General features: G+C 67.4%; 17 protein-coding genes and 1 riboswitch. Of the genes, 5 read left to right on the forward strand and 12 right to left on the reverse strand.

The window, feature by feature from the left end; genetic code table 11:
- The 10 genes from VSO01S_RS22295 to VSO01S_RS22340 form a co-directional block, all read right to left on the reverse strand.
- Positions 1 to 554 (reverse strand): (2Fe-2S)-binding protein (locus VSO01S_RS22295; RefSeq protein ID WP_153305371.1); only part of this gene is annotated, 554 nt, incomplete at its 3' end.
- Between the two features lie 16 nt (positions 555 to 570).
- Positions 571 to 1,296: a bifunctional nicotinamidase/pyrazinamidase gene (pncA, locus tag VSO01S_RS22300; RefSeq protein ID WP_068644991.1), complete on the reverse strand. Its 726-nt coding sequence runs from the start codon at positions 1,294 to 1,296 to the stop codon at positions 571 to 573.
- Positions 1,297 to 1,434: 138 nt separating this feature from the next.
- Positions 1,435 to 2,175 (reverse strand): ABC transporter ATP-binding protein, encoded by a 741-nt coding sequence (locus tag VSO01S_RS22305; protein ID WP_068644992.1) that lies wholly within the window; start codon positions 2,173 to 2,175, stop codon positions 1,435 to 1,437.
- Positions 2,172 to 2,996 (reverse strand): ABC transporter ATP-binding protein, encoded by an 825-nt coding sequence (locus VSO01S_RS22310; RefSeq protein ID WP_068644993.1) that lies wholly within the window; start codon positions 2,994 to 2,996, stop codon positions 2,172 to 2,174. Before VSO01S_RS22310 ends, VSO01S_RS22305 begins: the two co-directional genes overlap by 4 nt.
- Positions 2,993 to 4,957 (reverse strand): ABC transporter permease, encoded by a 1,965-nt coding sequence (locus tag VSO01S_RS22315; protein WP_068644994.1) that lies wholly within the window; start codon positions 4,955 to 4,957, stop codon positions 2,993 to 2,995. The genes VSO01S_RS22310 and VSO01S_RS22315 overlap by 4 nt, the downstream gene beginning before the upstream one ends.
- A 154-nt stretch (positions 4,958 to 5,111) precedes the next feature.
- Positions 5,112 to 6,320 carry an ABC transporter substrate-binding protein gene (locus VSO01S_RS22320; RefSeq protein ID WP_068644995.1) on the reverse strand — a complete coding sequence of 403 codons (1,209 nt, stop codon included), beginning with the start codon at positions 6,318 to 6,320 and terminating at the stop codon, positions 5,112 to 5,114.
- 65 nt (positions 6,321 to 6,385) lie between these two features.
- Positions 6,386 to 6,970: an amino acid synthesis family protein gene (locus tag VSO01S_RS22325; RefSeq protein WP_068644996.1), complete on the reverse strand. Its 585-nt coding sequence runs from the start codon at positions 6,968 to 6,970 to the stop codon at positions 6,386 to 6,388.
- 44 nt (positions 6,971 to 7,014) lie between these two features.
- The gene (locus VSO01S_RS22330; RefSeq protein WP_068644997.1) at positions 7,015 to 7,659 is read right to left on the reverse strand and encodes an amino acid synthesis family protein; all 645 of its coding nucleotides are present in this window, start codon (positions 7,657 to 7,659) and stop codon (positions 7,015 to 7,017) included.
- A gap of 25 nt (positions 7,660 to 7,684) precedes the next feature.
- The gene (locus VSO01S_RS22335; protein WP_068644998.1) at positions 7,685 to 8,626 is read right to left on the reverse strand and encodes a UPF0280 family protein; all 942 of its coding nucleotides are present in this window, start codon (positions 8,624 to 8,626) and stop codon (positions 7,685 to 7,687) included.
- Positions 8,627 to 8,647: 21 nt separating this feature from the next.
- Positions 8,648 to 10,255 carry a 6-hydroxynicotinate reductase gene (locus VSO01S_RS22340; RefSeq protein ID WP_068645004.1) on the reverse strand — a complete coding sequence of 536 codons (1,608 nt, stop codon included), beginning with the start codon at positions 10,253 to 10,255 and terminating at the stop codon, positions 8,648 to 8,650.
- Between the two features lie 124 nt (positions 10,256 to 10,379).
- Here VSO01S_RS22340 and VSO01S_RS27295 point away from each other — a divergent pair, with 124 nt between their 5' ends.
- From VSO01S_RS27295 to VSO01S_RS22355, 4 genes are read left to right on the forward strand one after another with little or no spacing between them, the layout of a single operon-like run.
- The gene (locus VSO01S_RS27295; protein ID WP_153305372.1) at positions 10,380 to 10,544 is read left to right on the forward strand and encodes a hypothetical protein; all 165 of its coding nucleotides are present in this window, start codon (positions 10,380 to 10,382) and stop codon (positions 10,542 to 10,544) included.
- A 15-nt stretch (positions 10,545 to 10,559) separates the two neighbouring features.
- Positions 10,560 to 11,333 (forward strand): ferredoxin--NADP reductase, encoded by a 774-nt coding sequence (locus VSO01S_RS22345; protein WP_068644999.1) that lies wholly within the window; start codon positions 10,560 to 10,562, stop codon positions 11,331 to 11,333.
- Between the two features lie 24 nt (positions 11,334 to 11,357).
- Entirely contained in the window at positions 11,358 to 12,125 is a 768-nt protein-coding gene (locus tag VSO01S_RS22350; RefSeq protein WP_068645000.1) for a TetR/AcrR family transcriptional regulator, read from the forward strand.
- A complete protein-coding gene (locus VSO01S_RS22355) occupies positions 12,086 to 13,291 on the forward strand; it encodes an amidohydrolase family protein (RefSeq protein WP_068645001.1) in 1,206 nt (401 codons plus the stop codon). The genes VSO01S_RS22350 and VSO01S_RS22355 overlap by 40 nt, the downstream gene beginning before the upstream one ends.
- Positions 13,292 to 13,348: 57 nt before the next feature.
- Here the strand turns inward: VSO01S_RS22355 and metH are convergent, their stop codons facing one another.
- Positions 13,349 to 16,108, reverse strand: a complete 2,760-nt coding sequence (metH, locus tag VSO01S_RS22360) for a methionine synthase (RefSeq protein ID WP_084242042.1) — start codon at positions 16,106 to 16,108, stop codon at positions 13,349 to 13,351.
- 21 nt (positions 16,109 to 16,129) lie between these two features.
- Positions 16,130 to 16,245: riboswitch (S-adenosyl-L-homocysteine riboswitch) on the reverse strand.
- A gap of 8 nt (positions 16,246 to 16,253) precedes the next feature.
- The gene (locus VSO01S_RS22365) at positions 16,254 to 16,703 is read right to left on the reverse strand and encodes a PACE efflux transporter (protein WP_068645002.1); all 450 of its coding nucleotides are present in this window, start codon (positions 16,701 to 16,703) and stop codon (positions 16,254 to 16,256) included.
- A gap of 104 nt (positions 16,704 to 16,807) precedes the next feature.
- Here VSO01S_RS22365 and VSO01S_RS22370 point away from each other — a divergent pair, with 104 nt between their 5' ends.
- Positions 16,808 to 17,689, forward strand: a complete 882-nt coding sequence (locus VSO01S_RS22370) for a LysR family transcriptional regulator (protein WP_068645003.1) — start codon at positions 16,808 to 16,810, stop codon at positions 17,687 to 17,689.
- The last annotated feature ends 342 nt before the right edge of the window (positions 17,690 to 18,031 follow it).

Raw genomic sequence — 18,031 nt, forward strand, 5'->3', positions numbered from 1 at the left:
GCGCGCCCTTCGTCAAACACAGGGCGCATGCCAACGCTGCCAGCCCCCACCCCTGCCCTCCCCCAGCGGGGGAGGGAGGAAGACTCGGCATTCATGAGCTCCGCCGCGCGCGCCACGGCATCCAGGATTTCGACATGCGTGCCGCAGCGGCACAGGTTGCCCGAGAGTTCGTCGCGGATGCGCGCTTCGCTGGGGTGCGGCTCGCGCGCCAGCAGCGCCGCCGCCTGCATCACCATGCCGTTGAGGCAATAGCCGCACTGCGCCGCCTGCGCCTGCTCGAAGGCCAGTTGCACCGGGTGCCAAAGACCACGCCTGCCGAGGCCTTCCAGCGTGGTGATCGCGCGCCCCGCCACGCCGTGGGCCGGAATCACGCAGGCACGCGCCGCCACGCCATCCACATGCACCGTGCAGGCGCCGCACTGCCCCAGGCCGCATCCGTACTTGGGGCCGTTGAGATTCAGGTCATTGCGCAGCACATGCAGCAGGCTCGCCTCGCGCGGCACGTGGTCGAGCACGACCTCGCGCGCGTTGACGGTGAGCGCCAGTGCGGGCATCGAAGGCGGGCGTGGCTCAGGCAGCAACGATGTCGGAAGACTGGATGCGCTTGACGCCCTTGGCGCTCATCTGCTTCCAGGCGGCGGCCAGCGAGCCGTTCAGGTCGATGGCGCGGGTGGCATCCTCGATCACGTACACCTGGAAGCCCAGCTTGCGTGCATCCAGCGCGGTCCAGGCCACGCAGAAGTCGGTGGCCAGGCCGGTGACGAACACGGTGTTGATGCCGCGCTGCTTGAGGTAGCCGGCCAGGCCGGTGGAGGTCTTGCGGTCCGCCTCCTCGAAGGCGGAATAGCTGTCCACGTTCTTGTGGAAGCCCTTGCGGATGATCACCTGCGCCGTGGGCAGCTTCAGGTCCTTGTTGAGGGCGGCGTCTTCCGTGCCCTGCACGCAGTGGTCGGGCCACAGCACCTGCGTGCCGTAGCTCAGCTTGGTGGTCTCGAAGGGCTTCTTGCCCGCGTGCGTGCTGGCAAAGGACGCATGGCCGGCCGTGTGCCAGTCCTGCGTGACGACGATGTTCTCGAACGAATCGGCCAGCTTGTTGATGACCGGCACCACTTCGGCCCCACCCTTCACCGGCAGCGTGCCGCCGTCGATGAAACAGTTCTGCACATCCACCACGATGAGCGCGGACTTCGCATTGGGCTTGACCTTGGCCTGCGCGAAGGCGCTGAGAGAGACGCTGCCGAAGCCACCAGCCAGCCCGAGGGCTGCAGCGGATTTCACGAGGGTTCTGCGATGCATGGCATGGACTCCTGTTAGGAACTGGAAGAAGAACCAGGAACACCACGGAACCGGCTTTGCCGGGCCGTCGGTGTTGCCCCCTGGAAGGGGGTTGGCGGAGCGACACGAAGTGCGCGAAGACTGGGGGTGAGCTTCATGCTAGACGCTGAGATAGGTACGGCGGACCTGCTCGTTGGCCGCGAGTTCGGCCATCGAGCCTTCGAAGCGGATCTGGCCTTTTTCCAGCACGTAGGCGCGGTCGCTCACCAGCTCGGCGAAGTGCATGTTCTGCTCCGACAGCAGGATGGACACGCCGTGGGCCTTGAGCTCCAGGATCATGTGCGCCATCTGCTCGACGATGACCGGCGCCACGCCTTCCGAGGGCTCGTCCAGCAGCACCAGATAGGGGTTGCCCATGAGCGTGCGCGCCACGGTGAGCATCTGCTGCTCGCCACCGCTCATGCGCCCGCCCGGCCGGTTGGGCATCTCGCCCAGGTTGGGGAAGAGCTTGTACAGCTTCTCGGGCGTCCAGTGCGGTGCGTCGGTGCCGTCGGCCCACTGGCGACCGGCCTGGCGGCCCACCTCGAGGTTCTCGGTCACCGTCAGGTCGGTGAACACGCGCCGGTCTTCCGGCACGAAGCCCAGGCCCAGGCGCGCGGCATGGTGCGGCTCGGCCCGGGAGATGTCGTGGTCCAGGAAGCGGATGGCGCCGCGCCGCTTGGCCAGCATGCCCATCAGCGCCTTGAGCGTGGTGGACTTGCCGGCGCCGTTGCGGCCCATGAGGGCGACCACTTCGCCGCGGCGCACCTGCAGGTCGACGTCGTAGAGGATCTGCGCGGCGCCGTACCAGGCGCACAGGCTTTTTGCTTCGAGCAGGACTGGGGGTTCGGTCTTGGTCATGCTTGTGCTTCCAGCGCTGCGTTCACGGCGGCCGCCTCATGGGCGATCTTCTCGAAAGTCTTGCCGCTGCCGAAGTACACCTCCTGCACCTTCGGGTGGTCGCGGATCTCCAGCGGCTTGCCCTCGGCGATGAGGCGCCCGCGCGCCAGCACGATGCTGCGGTCGGCATAGGCGAAGACCACGTCCATGCTGTGCTCGGTGAAGAGCACCGCCATGTTGCGCTCGATGACGAGCTGCTTGGTCAGCGCCATCAGGTCGTTGCGCTCCTTGGGCGCCATGCCGGCGGTGGGCTCGTCCATGAGCAGCAGTTTGGGGTCGTTGGCCATGGCGATGGCCAGCTCCACGCGCTTGACGTCGCCGTAGGCCAGTTCGCTGCAGGGCCGGTCGGCCTGTGCCTTCATGCCCACCTGGTCGAGCAGTTCGAGCGCATCCTCGCGCCGGTGGTCGGCCGCGCGGCGCCACATCGAAAAGAGCTTGCGGTCGTGCGAGAGCAGCGCCATCTGCACGTTCTCCACCACCGTCAGCGATGCGAAGGTCTCGGCGATCTGGAAGGTGCGGCCCACGCCCAGGCGCCAGATGTCGCGCGGCGCCTTGCCGATGAGTTCTTCGCCGCCGAGCCGGATCGAGCCCTGGCTGGCGCGCAGCTGCCCGTTGACCATGTTGAAGGTGGTGGACTTGCCGGCGCCGTTGGGGCCGATGAAGGCCAGCAGCTCGCCCGCATGCAGGTCGAAGCTGATGCCGTCCACTGCCTTCACGCCGCCGAAGGACTTGCCCAGATCGCGCACCTGCAGCAGCACGTCGTGGTTGGTTCGCGTCGTCATGCCTGCACCTCCTTCGCAGCGGCCGCGACAGGCGCGGCGGGCGATGCCGAAACCGGCGCGGATTCAGGCACGGGAGCCGGCGCAGGCCGCAGCCGCTGCGCCACCTGCTGCACGAAGCCCGCGATGCCCTGCGGGAACAGCAGCACCAGCAGCAGGATGATGCCGCCGAGCATGGCGCGCCAGTAGTCGGTGCCGCGCGCGACAGTGTCGTGCAGCCAGCTGAAGGTCACCGCACCCACCACCGGCCCGGCCAGCGTCTGGATGCCGCCCAGCAGCACCATCACCAGGCCGTCGACCGACTTGGTGACGTTGAGCACTTCAGGCGAGATGCTGCCCTTGGAGAAGGCGAACAGCGCCCCGGCCAGCCCGCCCACGGCGCCGGCCACCACAAAGGCCGCCCACTGCATGCGCTTGACGTCGATGCCGATGGCGTCGGCGCGCAGCAGCGAATCGCGGCCCGCGCGCATCGCAAAGCCGAAGGGCGAGAACAGCACGCGGCGCAGCCACCAGATGCCCAGCCCCGTGAGTACCAGCGTGAGCCAGTAGTACATGCGCTTGTCCGAGAAGAGTTGCGAGGGCCACACGCCGGTCAGGCCATTGCTGCCGCCGGTGAAGCTGTCCCACTGGTAGGTGATGGCCCAGGTGATCTGCGCAAAGGCCAGCGTGAGCATGGCCAGGTACACGCCCGACAGCCGCACCGCAAACCAGCCGAACACCAGCGCGCCCAGCCCCGCCACCAGCGGCGCGACGACCAGCGCCAGCTCCATCGGCATGCCGCTGGCGCGCACCAGCAGCGCGGCGCCGTAGGCACCCAGGCCGAAGTAGGCCGCATGGCCGAAGGAATGCATGCCCGCCGGGCCCATGATGAAGTGCAGGCTGGTGGCGAACAGGGCGGCCACCATCAGGTCGATGGCCAGCACCGTGGTGTAGGACGACGCATCGGTGAACAGCGGCATGGCCGCCAGCAGCAGCGCCAGCGCCGCCACCGAAGCGACATAGGAAGTGGAAGGCCGGCGCAGCGGCGCCTCCGGCGTGCCCACATAGCGGCTGGGCGCCTGCGGCCGGCCCATGAGGCCCCAGGGCCGCCACACCAGCACCACCGCCATGACCAGGAAATCCACCATCAGCGTGAGCTTGGAGAAAGACACGCTGACGCCCAGGATGTCGACCACGCCCAGCCAGATGCACACCGCCTTGAGCTCGGCCACCAGCAGTGCGGCCAGGTAGGCGCCGGGCAGCGAGCCCATGCCGCCCACCACCACCACGACGAAGGCCGCGCCGATGGTGAGCATGTCCATCTCGAGCGTGGCCGGCTCGCGCGGCAGCTGCAGCGCGCCGCCCAGGCCGGCCAGGAAGGCGCCGAGGGCGAACACTGCGGTGAAGAGCCAGGCTTGGTTCACGCCCAGGGCGCTGACCATCTCGCGGTCCTGCGTGGCCGCGCGCACCAGCGTGCCGAAGCGGGTGCGCGTAAGCAGCAGCCACACCAGGCCCAGCACCACCGGCCCGACGACGATGAGGAACAGGTCGTAGCTGGGAAACTGCCGCCCCAGGATCTCGACGGCGCCGCGCAGCCCCGGCGCGCGCGGGCCCAGCAGTTCGTCAGGCCCCCAGATCCACAGCGATGCGTCCTTGATCACCAGCACCAGCGCGAAAGTGGCCAGCAGCTGGAACAACTCCGGCGCCTTGTAGATGCGGCGCAGCAGCAGCACCTCGATGACGGCGCCCAGCACACCCACCGCCACCGCCGCCAGCAGCAGCGCCGGCCAGAAGCCCAGCGTGCCGCCCAGCCGGTCGGTCAGCGTGTAGGCGATGTAGATGCCCACCATGTAGAACGAGCCGTGCGCGAAGTTGACGATGCGGGTGACGCCGAAGATCAGCGACAGCCCCGCCGCCACCAGGAAAAGCGACGATGCGCCGGCCAGCCCGTTGAGCAGCTGGACGATGAAGCCGGAAAAACTCATTCGGAAAAGTCCTGGTTCTTTCTCTTACTCCCTCTCCCGCTGGGAGAGGGTTGGGGTGAGGGCATGCGGTGGCGTTGATATGGCGTGCACTTTTTTCAGACGCGGCGCGTGCCCCGCACCCAACCTCTCCCCAGAGGGGAGAGGAGGAAGTCATTCACTCAGCCGCGCGCAGCTTCTTCACTTCGTCGTCGGACGGCTGGAACTTGGCCCCATCCTTGTAGCTGTAGTCGACCATCACGCCCTTGCCGCCCTCGTTCTTGGTCACGCCGACATAGGCGCCCATGGTGGACTGGTGGTCCTGCGCGCGGTACTGGATCTTGCCGAAGGGCGACATCAGCTCCAGGCCGCTGAAGGCGGCCACCAGCTTCTCGGTGTCGGTGCCGCCCGCCTTCTTGATGCCGGCCGCCAGCGAATGGATCATGGAGTAGCCCACCACCGAGCCCAGGCGCGGGTAGTCGCTGTACTTGCCCTGGTAGGCCTTCATCCACGCGTCATGCTCGGGCGTCTTGAGCGAGTACCAGGGGTAGCCCGTCACGATCCAGCCGGTGGGCGCCTCGTCCTTGAGCGCGTCCATGTACTCGGGCTCGCCGGTGAGCACGCTGACCACCGTGCGGTCCTTGAACAGGCCGCGCGTGTTGCCCTCGCGCACGAACTTGGAGAGGTCGGCGCCGAACAGCACGTTGAAGATCGCGTCGGGCTTGGCATCGGCCAGCGCCTGCACCACGCTGCCGGCATCCACCTTGCCCAGCGGCGTGGCCTGTTCGGCCACGAACTCCACGTCGGCCTGGGCCGCCTTCATCAGCTGCTTGAAGGTGGCGATGGACGACTGGCCGTATTCGTAGTTGGGATAGACCAGCGCCCAGCGCTTCTTCTTGGCCTTCACGGCGTCGGGCACCAGCATGGCGACCTGCATGTAGGTCGAGGGGCGCAGGCGGAAGGTGTAGTGGTTGCCGTTGCCCCAGACGATCTTGTCGGTCAGGGGCTCGCCGGCCAGGTAGAAGAATTTTTTCTGCTTGGCGAAGTCGGTCAGCGCCAGGCCGGTGTTGGACAAAAAGGCGCCGGCCAGCACGTCCACCTTCTCGCGCGAGACGAGTTCTTCGGCCAGGCGCACGGTGTCGCCGGGGTTGCCGTTGTCGTCGCGCGAGATCAGCTCCAGCTTCTTGCCGTTGACGCCGCCGGCCTTGTTGATTTCCTCGACGGCCAGCTCCATGCCCTTCTTGTAGGGCTCCAGGAAGGCGGGCTGCGCCTTGTAGCTGTTGATCTCGCCGATCTTGATCACGCCCTGGGCATGAGCAGGAACGAGCGCCACGGTGAGCGCGGCCAGCGAGAGCGCGCGCAAGGCAGCGAAGCGCAGGGATTTCATCGGTTTTCTCCTAGGGTTCGTCAGGGGATCAACAAAGCAAATGGGGATGTGTCTGCGGCCAGCCTTCAGCGAAGGCCGTCCTCGCCTTTGATCTCGGAGACCTGCAGGCCGCCGATGCGCGACAGCGGCCGGCCGCTGTCGGTGACGGCCACGGCCACCACGATCTCGTTGGCGCGCGGCGCATCCGACACGCGGGCCTCCACGGCGTCGAAATGGCTGCGCACGAAGGCCGCGTCCTTGTGGCCCAGCGGCACGTCGATGGCGGTGCCCAGCGTGCCCCGCTTCTTGGCCGAAGGCACCAGCGCGGCGCCCTTCTCCACCGCCGCGCGCAGCGGCGCGCCCAGCTTGGGGTGCAGGATGGCGGCGGCATGCTCCAGCTCGCCCGCCTCGCCGACGATGGCTGCCTTGCCGTAGCTCTGCGCCGCGCCGGGCGCGATGCCCAGCGCCTTGACGCATTTCTCGCCCAGCAGGCCGCCCAGCTCCTCGCCGATGGCGATGAGCTCGTCCAGCGACTCGCTGTAGCGGCCTGCGTAGGGGTTCTCGATGACGGCGATGGCCACCGCGCGGCGGGTCGGCGGCTCGATGGTCTTGCCCATTTCCTGGCGGGTCTCGTCGACCTGCACGATCAGTTTGCGAATGCTGGCGCTCATGGTGTGTGTCCCGTTCTCGTCGTTCATTTTTTGGATGCGCCAGATCAACGCAATCCGTCCCACTTGGCAATGTTCTCGGCGCGCAGGCCGCCCACGCGGTCGTGCACGCGGTAGCCGGTCGACATCGCGAGGATGAAGATGATCTCGTCGGCCGCCGGCGCGCCCGGCACGCGCACCTCGATGGCGTCGAACTGCCCGCGCACATAGCTGGCGTTGATGTTGGTGAGCGGCACGTCCAGCGTCGCGCCCGGCGGCCCCACCTTCTTGGTGGAGGGCACGATGGACAGCGCATTGCCCGGCTGGCCGGTCTTCTTCTCGTCGACGGTGCCGGCCTTGTAGGCCGCGCGGTCACCCTTCCACCCCAGCAGCTCGCGCATGGCATAGCCGCCGGGCACATGCCACAGCGCGCCGTGCTCCAGCTCGCCGGCCGCGCCCACGATGGCGCCCTTGCCGTAGGTGGCGAGGCGCTCCAGCGGCACGTCCATCGCCTCGTGCAGGCGGTGCGCCATGTCCACGCCCACCGGCTCCAACAAGTCCATCATGGGAAGGATGTTGGGCTCGTAGCGGCCGGCGAAGGGATTGGTGAGCACCGCGCCGATGGCGCCGCGCACCAGCGGCTTTTCGGGCCGCGGCCCGAACTCGTGGAAGATGTGTTCGACCTGGGTGAACACGCGACGTATTTCGATCATGGACTTCTGGTGCCTTCGCTTTTCATTAAGCAAATACTGAACCAACTGCGTGGCCCTGCGTGAACGTCGGCGGCAATGCCGCTGGATCTCCCTGAACCGGCAAGCTTAGCGGCTGCACGACGCGCCATTGCCCCTGACAAACCAGAGCCACGGCCCACGCAAGCCCCTCGCGCTGCAGCGCGCGCGCCTGCAGCACGCCCGCGGCCAGTGCATGCTGCACCTGCGTCGGCGCCAGCGGTGCGACGTCGACGGTGACCGGGATATTTCCCAGGTCGCTGTCGTCCTTGCATTCATTGGCCGGCAGGCGGCGGATGCCCTCGTCCTGCACGTCCACCGCGTTGGCGATGAGCGTGGCGGCCGCGTCGGCCTGCGATGCGCTGGCCGCCAGCACGGTGACGCTGTCGGCAATGCCCAGCGAGAAGCTGCGGCCGCGCCAGCCGCTGGTGGCAATGCCGCGCACCGGCGATTCGGCGCGCACCTCGAACTGGCCGTCGGTCTGCAGCGGGCCGCGGTGCGACAGGGGATCGAAGCGCGCCAGGTCGGCGAACACGCCCACGCGCGCCGCCTCGCCGGGCGCCAGGTGCAGCGCGATGTCGCCGCCGTTGTTGATCCACGCGCGGCGGATGCCGGGGCGTTGATAGAAAGCGATGAGTTCCTGCGCCACTGAACCGGCAACCGCGGCCATCGGCGTGATGAAGGGCGAGCCCACCGCGCTGCTCGCCTCGGCGCAGGCGCGCCACATGCGCTGCGCCATCGGGCCGTTCAGCGCCTGCCGCGGCGCGACGGGCAGGCGCAGCAAGCGAAGTTCGCCCACGAGCTCGTCGAGGATGCCGGCAAAGCGCTGCCATGCGGCCTCGTGCGCCTCGGCCAGCGCCGGCGCGTCGCCTTCGGCCTGCACCACGATGTCGATCGGGCCGTGCTGCCAGTGCCAGCGGCCGTCGTCGAGCGGGATGCGTTCTGCGGGCATGGGCGGATCCGTGGCTTGTCGTCAGCCCAGCATCGGCGCGTGGCCGATGGGCCAGGGGTTGGCCGGGTCCATGGCGGCCCAGCGGCGTGCCTGCGGCGCACCGTCGTTGTGCCATGCGCCGCGCGCCAGTGCCTGCTCGAGCGAGAACACATGCTCCATGTGGCCGCCCAGCGCCGCATAGTCGGACTGGCGCATGGTGAATTCGATGGGCGCCACGATGGCCGGCGTGGGCACGGTGCCGAAGCTCATGTCGGGCATGCGCATGACGTCGGCCATGACGGTGATGCCGCCGCCCGGCCACACATACGCGGGTGCGCCGCCGCAAGTCACGTTGACCAGCGCCTGCTTGATCGCGCGGGTGAGCAGCACCGGGTTCTCGGTGACGCCGGCGCGCAGCGAGCCGCCCGCGCCACCCAGGAACAAGACGGTGCACAGCGAGGGCTCGCAGTTCTCGCCGATGCGGTCGACCACGCGGCGCACTTCAGCGGGCATGTCCTGCTCCACCGGTCGCAGCTGCTCGTCGAGCACGAACCACTGCGCATGCTCGCCGGTGGTGGAGGTCATCAACAGGCGCAGGCCCGGGCGCGCAACGCCCTCTTCCCAGCCTTCGATGATGGACAGCGGATCGGCAATGTCGGTGCCGCCCCAGCCGGTGCCGGGGTTGGCCACCTGGAAATAGCGGCCCGGTGTGGACTTGCGCCCGCGCATCTGGATGCCCGAGGGCGCCATGTCGAGGCAGCGGCCGGCCTGGTGCTCGGTGAGCACGCCGGTGATGTGGTCGTCCACCACCACCACCTCGTCGCACAGGTCGCGCAGCTGGCGGGCGAAGATGCCCACCGCGGCCGAGCCGCAGCCCACCCGCATGCGCTGCTCCTGCACGCCGTTGACGATGGGCGCGCGGCCGGCCTGCACCACCAGGCTGGCGCCGCCGTCGATGGTGCATTCCACCGCCTGCTTGTTGCCCAGCAGCTGCATCAGCTCCACCGTCATGCGGCCTTCCTTCTTGCTGCCGCCGGTGAGGTGGTGCACCCCGCCCAGCGAGAGCATCTGCGAGCCGTATTCGGCGGTGGTGACGTGGCCGACCACCTCGCCTTTGTAGCGGACGTTGGCCTGCTCCGGCCCCAGGAAGCGGTCGGTGTCGATCTTCACCTTGAAGCTGCAGTAGCTGAAGATGCCCTCGGTGACCACCGTCACCATGTCCACGCCCTGCGCCTTGGAAGCCACGATGAAGGGCGCGGGCTTGTAGTCGGGGTAGGTGGTGGAGGAGCCCACGCCGGTGACGAAGACTTCGTCGGCCAGCAGCAGGTCGCCGTTCCAGTCGGGCTGCTGCGCGGGGGCGGCCTCGCCTTCTTCCCTGGCGGCGAAAGGCACCAGCGCGGGCGCCTCGCTGGCCAGCTCGCGCCGCAGCAGCACCACCGGGTCGACCCGCACCAGGGCGCCGCCGCGGTTGGCGTAGCGATCGCACGCGCCGGTGCGGCCTTCCGATATCTGGCACAGCACCGGACAGGCGTTGCATTCGATCTTGCTGGCGCTCATGCGCTCGTTGCGCGGGGCGCTGCGCAGTTCGGCATCGACCTGCGTCGGCATGTCGATACCGGGCAGGCCGTCGGTCTTGGTGTGTTCGGTCATCGGGGCGATCTCGAAGTTGAGTACGAAGCCTTGCAAGGATCGGGCCTCGCATGTAGCATCCGCTACACGTTCATGTTGCATTCACTACATGAAATCAATGTAGCAAACGAAATGAGGGCATGCAATGGTGTTTTTCCTGCGTGGCGGCGAAGCAGCGACAATCGAGGGCTCGGGTTCAAAGAGCCGCGCCATCCCAGCCAGCAGCCAGCGGGGCGCACCGTTCATGGGCATGCCGGAAGCAGAGGCAGCATCCGGCATGTGTCTTGCACCCGCCTTTTCCACCAACTGACCTGTTGAGATTCGTATGAGTGCATTCAGCGAAGAACGCGTTCTGTCCGTCCACCACTGGACGGACCGCCTGTTCACCTTCACCACCACGCGCGACCCGGCCCTGCGTTTTTCCAACGGCCACTTCACCATGATCGGGCTGAAGGTCAACAACAAGCCGCTGCTGCGCGCCTACAGCATCGTCAGCCCCAACTACGAGGAGCACCTGGAGTTCCTCTCGATCAAAGTGGAGGAAGGTCCCCTCACCTCGCGGCTGCAGCACATCCAGGTGGGTGACACCATCATCGTGGGCCGCAAGCCCACCGGTACGCTGCTGATCGACTACACACTGCCGGCCAAGCGCCTGTACATGTTCGGCACCGGCACGGGCCTGGCACCGTTCATGAGCATCATCCGCGACCCCGACACCTACGAGAAGTTCGAGCAGGTCATCCTGGTGCACGGCGTGCGCCAGGTGGACGAGCTGGCCTACCACGACCTGGTGGTCGACCACCTGCCCAAGCACGAGTTCCTGGGCGAGATGGTTGCCAAGCAGCTGCTCTACTACCCCACCGTGACGCGCGAGGAGTTCCGCAACCAGGGCCGCGTGACCGACCTGATCACCACCAACAAGCTCACCGACGACCTGGGCCTGCCCCCGCTCAACCCCGCCGAAGACCGCGTGATGCTGTGCGGCAGCCCGGGCCTCCTGGTGGACATGAAGCACATCCTGGAAGAGCGCGGCTTCAAGGAAGGCAATACCAGCACGCCGGGCGATTACGTCGTCGAGCGCGCCTTCGCCGAAAAATAAGGCGGACTGACTCCTTCAGAAAAAATGGCCGAGGCCAAAGGCTCATCACGCACCACGAAGGCGCCCACGCGCCGCACCGGCGTGCGCGAGGCGCAGGCCGAGGCCACGCGCGACAGCATCCTGCGCGCGGCCACCAAGGTGTTTGCGAAGTACGGCTACGACGGCGGCAGCGTCGAGAAGATCTCGAAGGCGGCCAACTCGTACGACCGGATGATCTACTACTACTTCGGCAGCAAGGAGGGCCTGTTCATCGCGGTGATCGAAGGCATCTACCGCCGCATGGACGAGGCCGAGGCCGCCCTCGCGCTGGACGAATCGCGCCCGGTGGAGGCGCTGACCGATTTCATCCGCTTCGTGCTGGGCTACTACCGGCGCAACCCCGACTTCGTCACGCTGCTCAACACCGAGAACCTGCACAAGGGCAAGCACATCTCCAAGTCGCTGCGGGCGCGGGAGTATTCCTCGCATGCCATCGCGATCATCGAGCGCATCGTCGAGGCCGGCGTGAAGCAGGGCCTGTTTCGCGCCAGCGTTTCCGCACGCGACCTGTACCTGCTCATTGCGGCCACGGGCTACTTCTACACCTCGAACCGCTACACGCTCAGCGCCTTCATGGGCGAGCCGCTCGAGAGCCCCGAGGCCGTCGCGCACTGGGAACAATTCGTCATCGAGACGGTGCTGCGCACGGTGGATGCGGGCACGTCTGCCGAAGAAGAAGTAGTGAACGCAGCAACCCACGAGGAAGATAAGTCATGGCAGAAGCAGCAGCCGGCGGCAAGTCGGGCAAGGTAGTCATCCGCAACATCGGTCTCCTTCTCTCGGGCGACATCGACAAGCCCATCCTGGATGCCGACACCATCGTGGTGAACGACGGGCTGATCGTGGCAGTCGGCAAGGAGAAGGACTGCGACACCGAAGGCGCGAAGACGGTCATCGACGCGAAGAAGACCTGCGTCGCCCCCGGCCTCATCGACAGCCACGTGCACCCCGTGGCCGGCGACTGGACGCCGCGCCAGAGCCAGCTCAACTGGATCGAGTCGAGCATGAACGGCGGCGTGACCACCATGATTTCCGCCGGCGAGGTGCACTACCCCGGCCGCCCCAAGGACATCGTGGGCCTGAAGGCGCTGGCCATCACCGCGCAGCGCGCCTTCGATGCCTTCCGCCCCGGTGGCGTGAAGGTGCTGGCCGGCGCCCCGGTCATCGAGAAGGGCATGGTCGAGAGCGACTTCAAGGAACTGGCCGAGGCCGGCGTGGGCCTGCTGGGCGAAGTGGGCCTGGGCACCGTCAAGGCCGGCTACGAGGCCAAGGAGATGGTGGCCTGGGCGCGCAAGTACGGCATGCAGAGCACCATCCACACTGGCGGCCCCTCGGTGCCGGGTTCGGGCTACATCGACAAGGACACGGTGCTGGAGGCGGACGCCGACATCATCGGCCACATCAACGGCGGCCACACCTCGCTGCCGATGAAGCATGTGTGCGAGCTGTGCGAGAAGAGCACGCGCGGCATCGAGATCGTGCACAACGGCAACGAGCGCGTGGCCATCGGCGCGGCGCGCGCGGCCATCGAGCTCAAGTGCCCGCACCGCGTGATTCTGGGCACCGACGGCCCCGCGGGCTCGGGCGTGCAGCCGCTGGGCATCCTGCGCATGGTCTCGCTCATTTCCTCGATGGCCGAGATCCCGGCCGAGATCGTGTTCTGCTTTGCCACCGGCAACACGGCACGCATGCGCAAGCTCAACTGCGGCCTGATCGAAGTGGGGCGCGATGCGGACTTCGTCTTCATGGACAAGGCGCAGCACACGTCCGGTGCCACGCTGCTCGAAAGCGTGCAGCTGGGCGACATCCCGGGCGTGGGCATGGTGATGATCGATGGCATCGTGCGCTGCGGGCGCAGCCGCAACACGCCGCCGGCGACGGAGGTGGCGGTGGTGGTGAGCTCAGGTGCGGCGCACTAGGGCCGACTCCACGGCTCACCATGGCCTGAGGTCTTCGCCGAATACGCTGGGCCTTGACTACAAATTCGGCGCCAGCAACCGCTCCAGCTCCGCCTCGCTCTGGTCGCGCCGCTTGGCCTGGTCCACCAGCTGGTCGTGGCCGATCTTGCCCACGTTGAAATACGTGGAATCGGGGTGGCTCAGGTAGAAGCCGCTCACGCTCGCGGCCGGCGTCATGGCCAGGCTGTCGGTGATGCCCATGCCGATCTCGTCGCACTGCAGGGCCTCGAACATGGCGCGCTTCACGCTGTGGTCGGGGCAGGCCGGATAGCCCGGCGCCGGGCGGATGCCCTGGTACTTCTCGCCGATCATCTCCTCGTTGCTGAGCGCCTCGTGCGGCGCGTAGCCCCACAGGTCCATGCGCACGCGCTGGTGCAGCGCCTCGGCAAAGGCTTCGGCCAGGCGGTCGGCCAGGGCCTTGAGCATGATCGCGGAGTAGTCGTCCAGGTCGTCGATGAAGAACTTCTCCTTCTTCTCGACGCCGATGCCGGCGGTGACGGCGAACATGCCCACGTAGTCCTTCAGGCCCGATGCGCGCGGCGCGACAAAGTCGGCCAGGCACCGGCTGGGGCGCATCACACCGTCGATCATCTGCTTTTCGGTCTGCTGGCGCAGGCCCCACCAGGTGAGCAGCTTGTGTTCGCGGCTCTCGTCGGTGTAGAGCGCGATGTCGTCGTCGTTCTCGGTATTGGCGGGCCAGAAGCCCACCACGCCATTGGCCGTGAGCCAGCGGCCTTCGATCAAGCGCTTGAGCATGCGCTGGCCGTCGCCATACACACGCACGGCTTCGCTGCCCACCACCTCGTCCTTCAGGATGGCCGGGAAAGGCCCGGCCAGGTCCCAGGTCTGGAAGAAGGGGCCCCAGTCGATGTACCTGGCCAGCTCCGTCAGGTCGTAGTTGCGGAACACGCGCCGGCCGATGAACTTGGGCTGCGGCGGCACGTAGCCGCTCCAGTCGATGGGCGTCTTGTTCTCGCGGGCCTTCGCCAGCGGCCACAACGGCGTCTGCTTCTTGTTGGCGTGCAGCGTGCGCACCTTGTCGTAGTCGGCGTTGAGCTCGTCGATGTACTTGGCGGCCTGGTCCGAAAGCAGCGACTGCGCCACGCTCACGCTGCGCGATGCATCCGGCACATAGACCACCGGCCCTTCGTAATGCGGCGCGATCTTCACGGCCGTGTGCACGCGGCTGGTGGTGGCGCCGCCGATCAGCAGCGGGATCTTCTTCATGCGGAAGTGGTCGTCCTTCTGCATTTCGCCGGCCACGTACTGCATCTCTTCCAGGCTGGGCGTGATCAGGCCCGACAGGCCCACGATGTCCGCGCCCTCGACCTTGGCGCGCGCCAGGATCTCGTGGCAGGGCACCATCACGCCCATGTTCACCACCTCGAAGTTGTTGCATTGCAGGACGACGGTGACGATGTTCTTGCCGATGTCGTGCACGTCGCCCTTCACGGTGGCGATGATGATCTTGCCCTTGCTGCGCACGTCGCGGCCCGCGGCCTCGTCCTGGCGCTTTTCTTCCTCGATATAGGGAATGAGATGGGCCACGGCCTGCTTCATCACGCGGGCCGACTTGACCACCTGCGGCAGGAACATCTTGCCCTGGCCGAACAGGTCGCCCACGATGTTCATGCCGTCCATCAGCGGGCCTTCGATCACGTGCAGCGGCCGGCCGCCGGCGGCAATGGTCTGCTGATAGGCCTCTTCCGTGTCTTCCACGATGAAGTCGGTGATGCCGTGCACCAGCGCATGCGCCAGCCGCTGGCCCACCGACACGGGCGCCTCGGGCGTGCCGCGCCAGTCGTTCTTCCTGCTGTCGTCCTTGGCTGCGCCCTTGGCCGACTCGGCCACTTCCACCAGCCGCTCGCCCGCGTCGGGGCGGCGGTTGAGCACCACGTCTTCCACCCGCTCGCGCAGGTCGGGTTCCAGATCGTCGTACACGCCCACCATGCCGGCGTTGACGATGCCCATGTCCATGCCCGCCTGGATCGCGTGATAGAGGAACACGGTATGGATGGCTTCGCGCACCGGGTCGTTGCCGCGGAAGGAAAAGCTCACGTTGGAGACGCCGCCCGACACCTTGGCGCCCGGCAGGTTCTTCTTGATCCAGCGCGTGGCCTCGATGAAGTCGACCGCGTAGTTGTTGTGCTCCTCGATGCCGGTGGCCACCGCGAAGATGTTCGGGTCGAAGATGATGTCCTCGGGCGGAAAGCCCACCTCGTCCACCAGGATGCGGTAGGCGCGCTCGCAGATCTCGATCTTGCGCGCATAGGTGTCGGCCTGGCCCTGCTCGTCGAAGGCCATGACCACCGCGGCGGCGCCGTAGCGGCGGATCAGGCGCGCCTCGTGCTTGAACTTGTCGACGCCCTCCTTCATGGAAATGGAGTTGACGATGCCCTTGCCCTGGATGCAGCGCAGGCCGGCCTCGATCACCTCCCACTTGGAGCTGTCGATCATGATCGGCACGCGGGCGATGTCGGGCTCGCTGGCGATCAGGTTCAAGAAGCGCACCATGGCGGCCTTGCTGTCGAGCATGGCCTCGTCCATGTTCACGTCGATGACCTGCGCGCCGTTTTCCACCTGCTGGCGCGCCACGGCCAGCGCCTCTTCGAACTGGCCGTTGAGGATCATGCGGGCGAAGGCCTTGGAGCCCGTCACGTTGGTGCGCTCGCCGATGTTCACGAAGAGCGTGCCCTCGCCGATGCGCACCGGCTCCAGGCCGGACAGCTTCATGGGGGGAACAGCAGCGAGAGGATTCGTGGAGGACGCGTCGGTCATGGGCTCACCTGTGAAGGCACATACAGGCGAGCGTCGTTGCACGAGAAAAAAGGGTCCCAAGCCTGACGCCGCGCCGCCAGCGGCTGTCGTCGAATTCAGCTCGGGTGGCGGCGAGCGCTGCAACGCTCCTTGGGAGCCCGGGATTTTACGCGGCTTGCGATGCCCCTTGGGGCGCATTCAGGGCCGAGGCGGGCAGGCCGAACACGCGGTCGAACACCCAGTTGAAGACGAAGGTGTAGACCAGGAAGAACACCACCAGGCCCAGGTCCATGAACAGCGCCGCCATGAGCGACACGTCGAGCCACCAGGCCACCAGCGGCACCAGGATCACGACCAGGCCGCCCTCGAAGCCGATGGCATGGGCCACGCGGCGCGCGACGCTGCGGCCCTTGACCGCCTGACGCGATTCCCACATCTCGAACAGGCCGTTGAAGACCAGGTTCCAGCACACGGCGATGACCGAGGCGGCGATCGACAGCGGGGCCGCGTGGCTCACGGCCTGGCCGGACATGGCCGCGAAACCGAAGCTGGCCACCACGATGGCGATCGCCTCGTAGAGACCGACGTAGACGACTTTGCGCTTGATGCCTTGCATTGTTCTTTTCCTTGCGGGATTGCTTTCGTTGGACAGGACTTTATGTTTGGTTTGCTGATATATAAAGTCATGTTCTTTCAGTCTTATTGACAGATTGGTGCGCCATGAGCCTCTCCAGCGACAACCTGCAGGTGTTCCTCGCCGTGCTCGACCACGGGTCCTTTTCAGCGGCGGCGCGCGCCCTGCGCCGGGTGCCCTCGGCGGTGAGCATGGCCATTGCCAACCTCGAGGCCGACCTGGACCTGCCCCTGTTCGACCGCAGCGGCCGCGAGCCCAAGCCCACGGAGGCCGCGCGCTCGCTGGAGCCGCAGGCGCGCCTGGTGGATGCGCAGCTCAAGGCGCTGCAGGTGCAGGCGCTGGGCCTCACCCAGGGGCTCGAATCGAGGCTGACGCTGGCCGTGGCGCCCGAGCTGCTGGCAGCCCCCTGGAACCACGTGCTGGCCACGCTGGCCGCCGAATACCCGCTGCTGGAATGCGAAGTGCTGGCCGCACCGCAGGCCGATGCACTGGCCATGCTCCACACCGGGCGGGCGCAGCTGGCGCTGGTGTTCGAGCGGCCCAGCCTGGACGGGCGCGAAGGCTTTCAGGAAGTGACCAGCGAGACTTTGGTGATGGTGGTCGCGCCCACCCATCCGGTGCTGCAGTCGGCGAAGAACGGCAAGCTGCGCGAAGAGCATCTGCACAACACGCGGCAGATCGTGGTGGCCGGACGCGATCTGGCCACCACCGACCCGCGCCTGGTCTTCGGCCGGCACACCTGGCGCACCGACAACGCGCTGGCGGCCCTGAGCATGATCGGCGCGGGCCTGGGCTGGGGCTGGCTGCCGCGCAACCTGGCGCGGCCCCACGTGGCAGCCGGCTCGCTGGTCGAGATCGTGTTCGAGAACCTGTCGAACGAGCTGGACCTGTGGGTGGACGTGGTGTGGTCGAAGGAGCGCCCGCTGGGCCTGGGGGCGCAGCGCTTTGTGGCGCTCATGGCTAGATGAAGCCCCCGGCTTTTCACTCCTTCGGCGCTACCGGTCCTTGCCCTTGTCGCCGCCGCCGCCGTGGTTGCCGTGGCCGCCACCTCCACCGCCGCCCCGGCCTTGACCGTGGCCGCCACCCCCACCACCTCCACCGCGGTTGGGTGGCGGGCCTGCGTTGCTGCCTCTGTCATGCTGCGGGCCACCAATGCTCGACCGGCTGGGCGGCGGGCCGCCGTGATTGCCCCGGTCGCCGCGGTCGCGACCGCCGTGGTTGTTGTCCCACTGGCGGCCGCCGTCACCGACGTTCGCGGGACGCGTTGAAATGCCTGGCCGCGGCGGCTGAATGCCGGGGTCGCGCGGCGG

It is taken from the genome of Variovorax soli NBRC 106424 (assembly GCF_001591385.1).
GTDB classification, from domain to species: Bacteria; Pseudomonadota; Gammaproteobacteria; order Burkholderiales; family Burkholderiaceae_C; genus Variovorax; species Variovorax soli.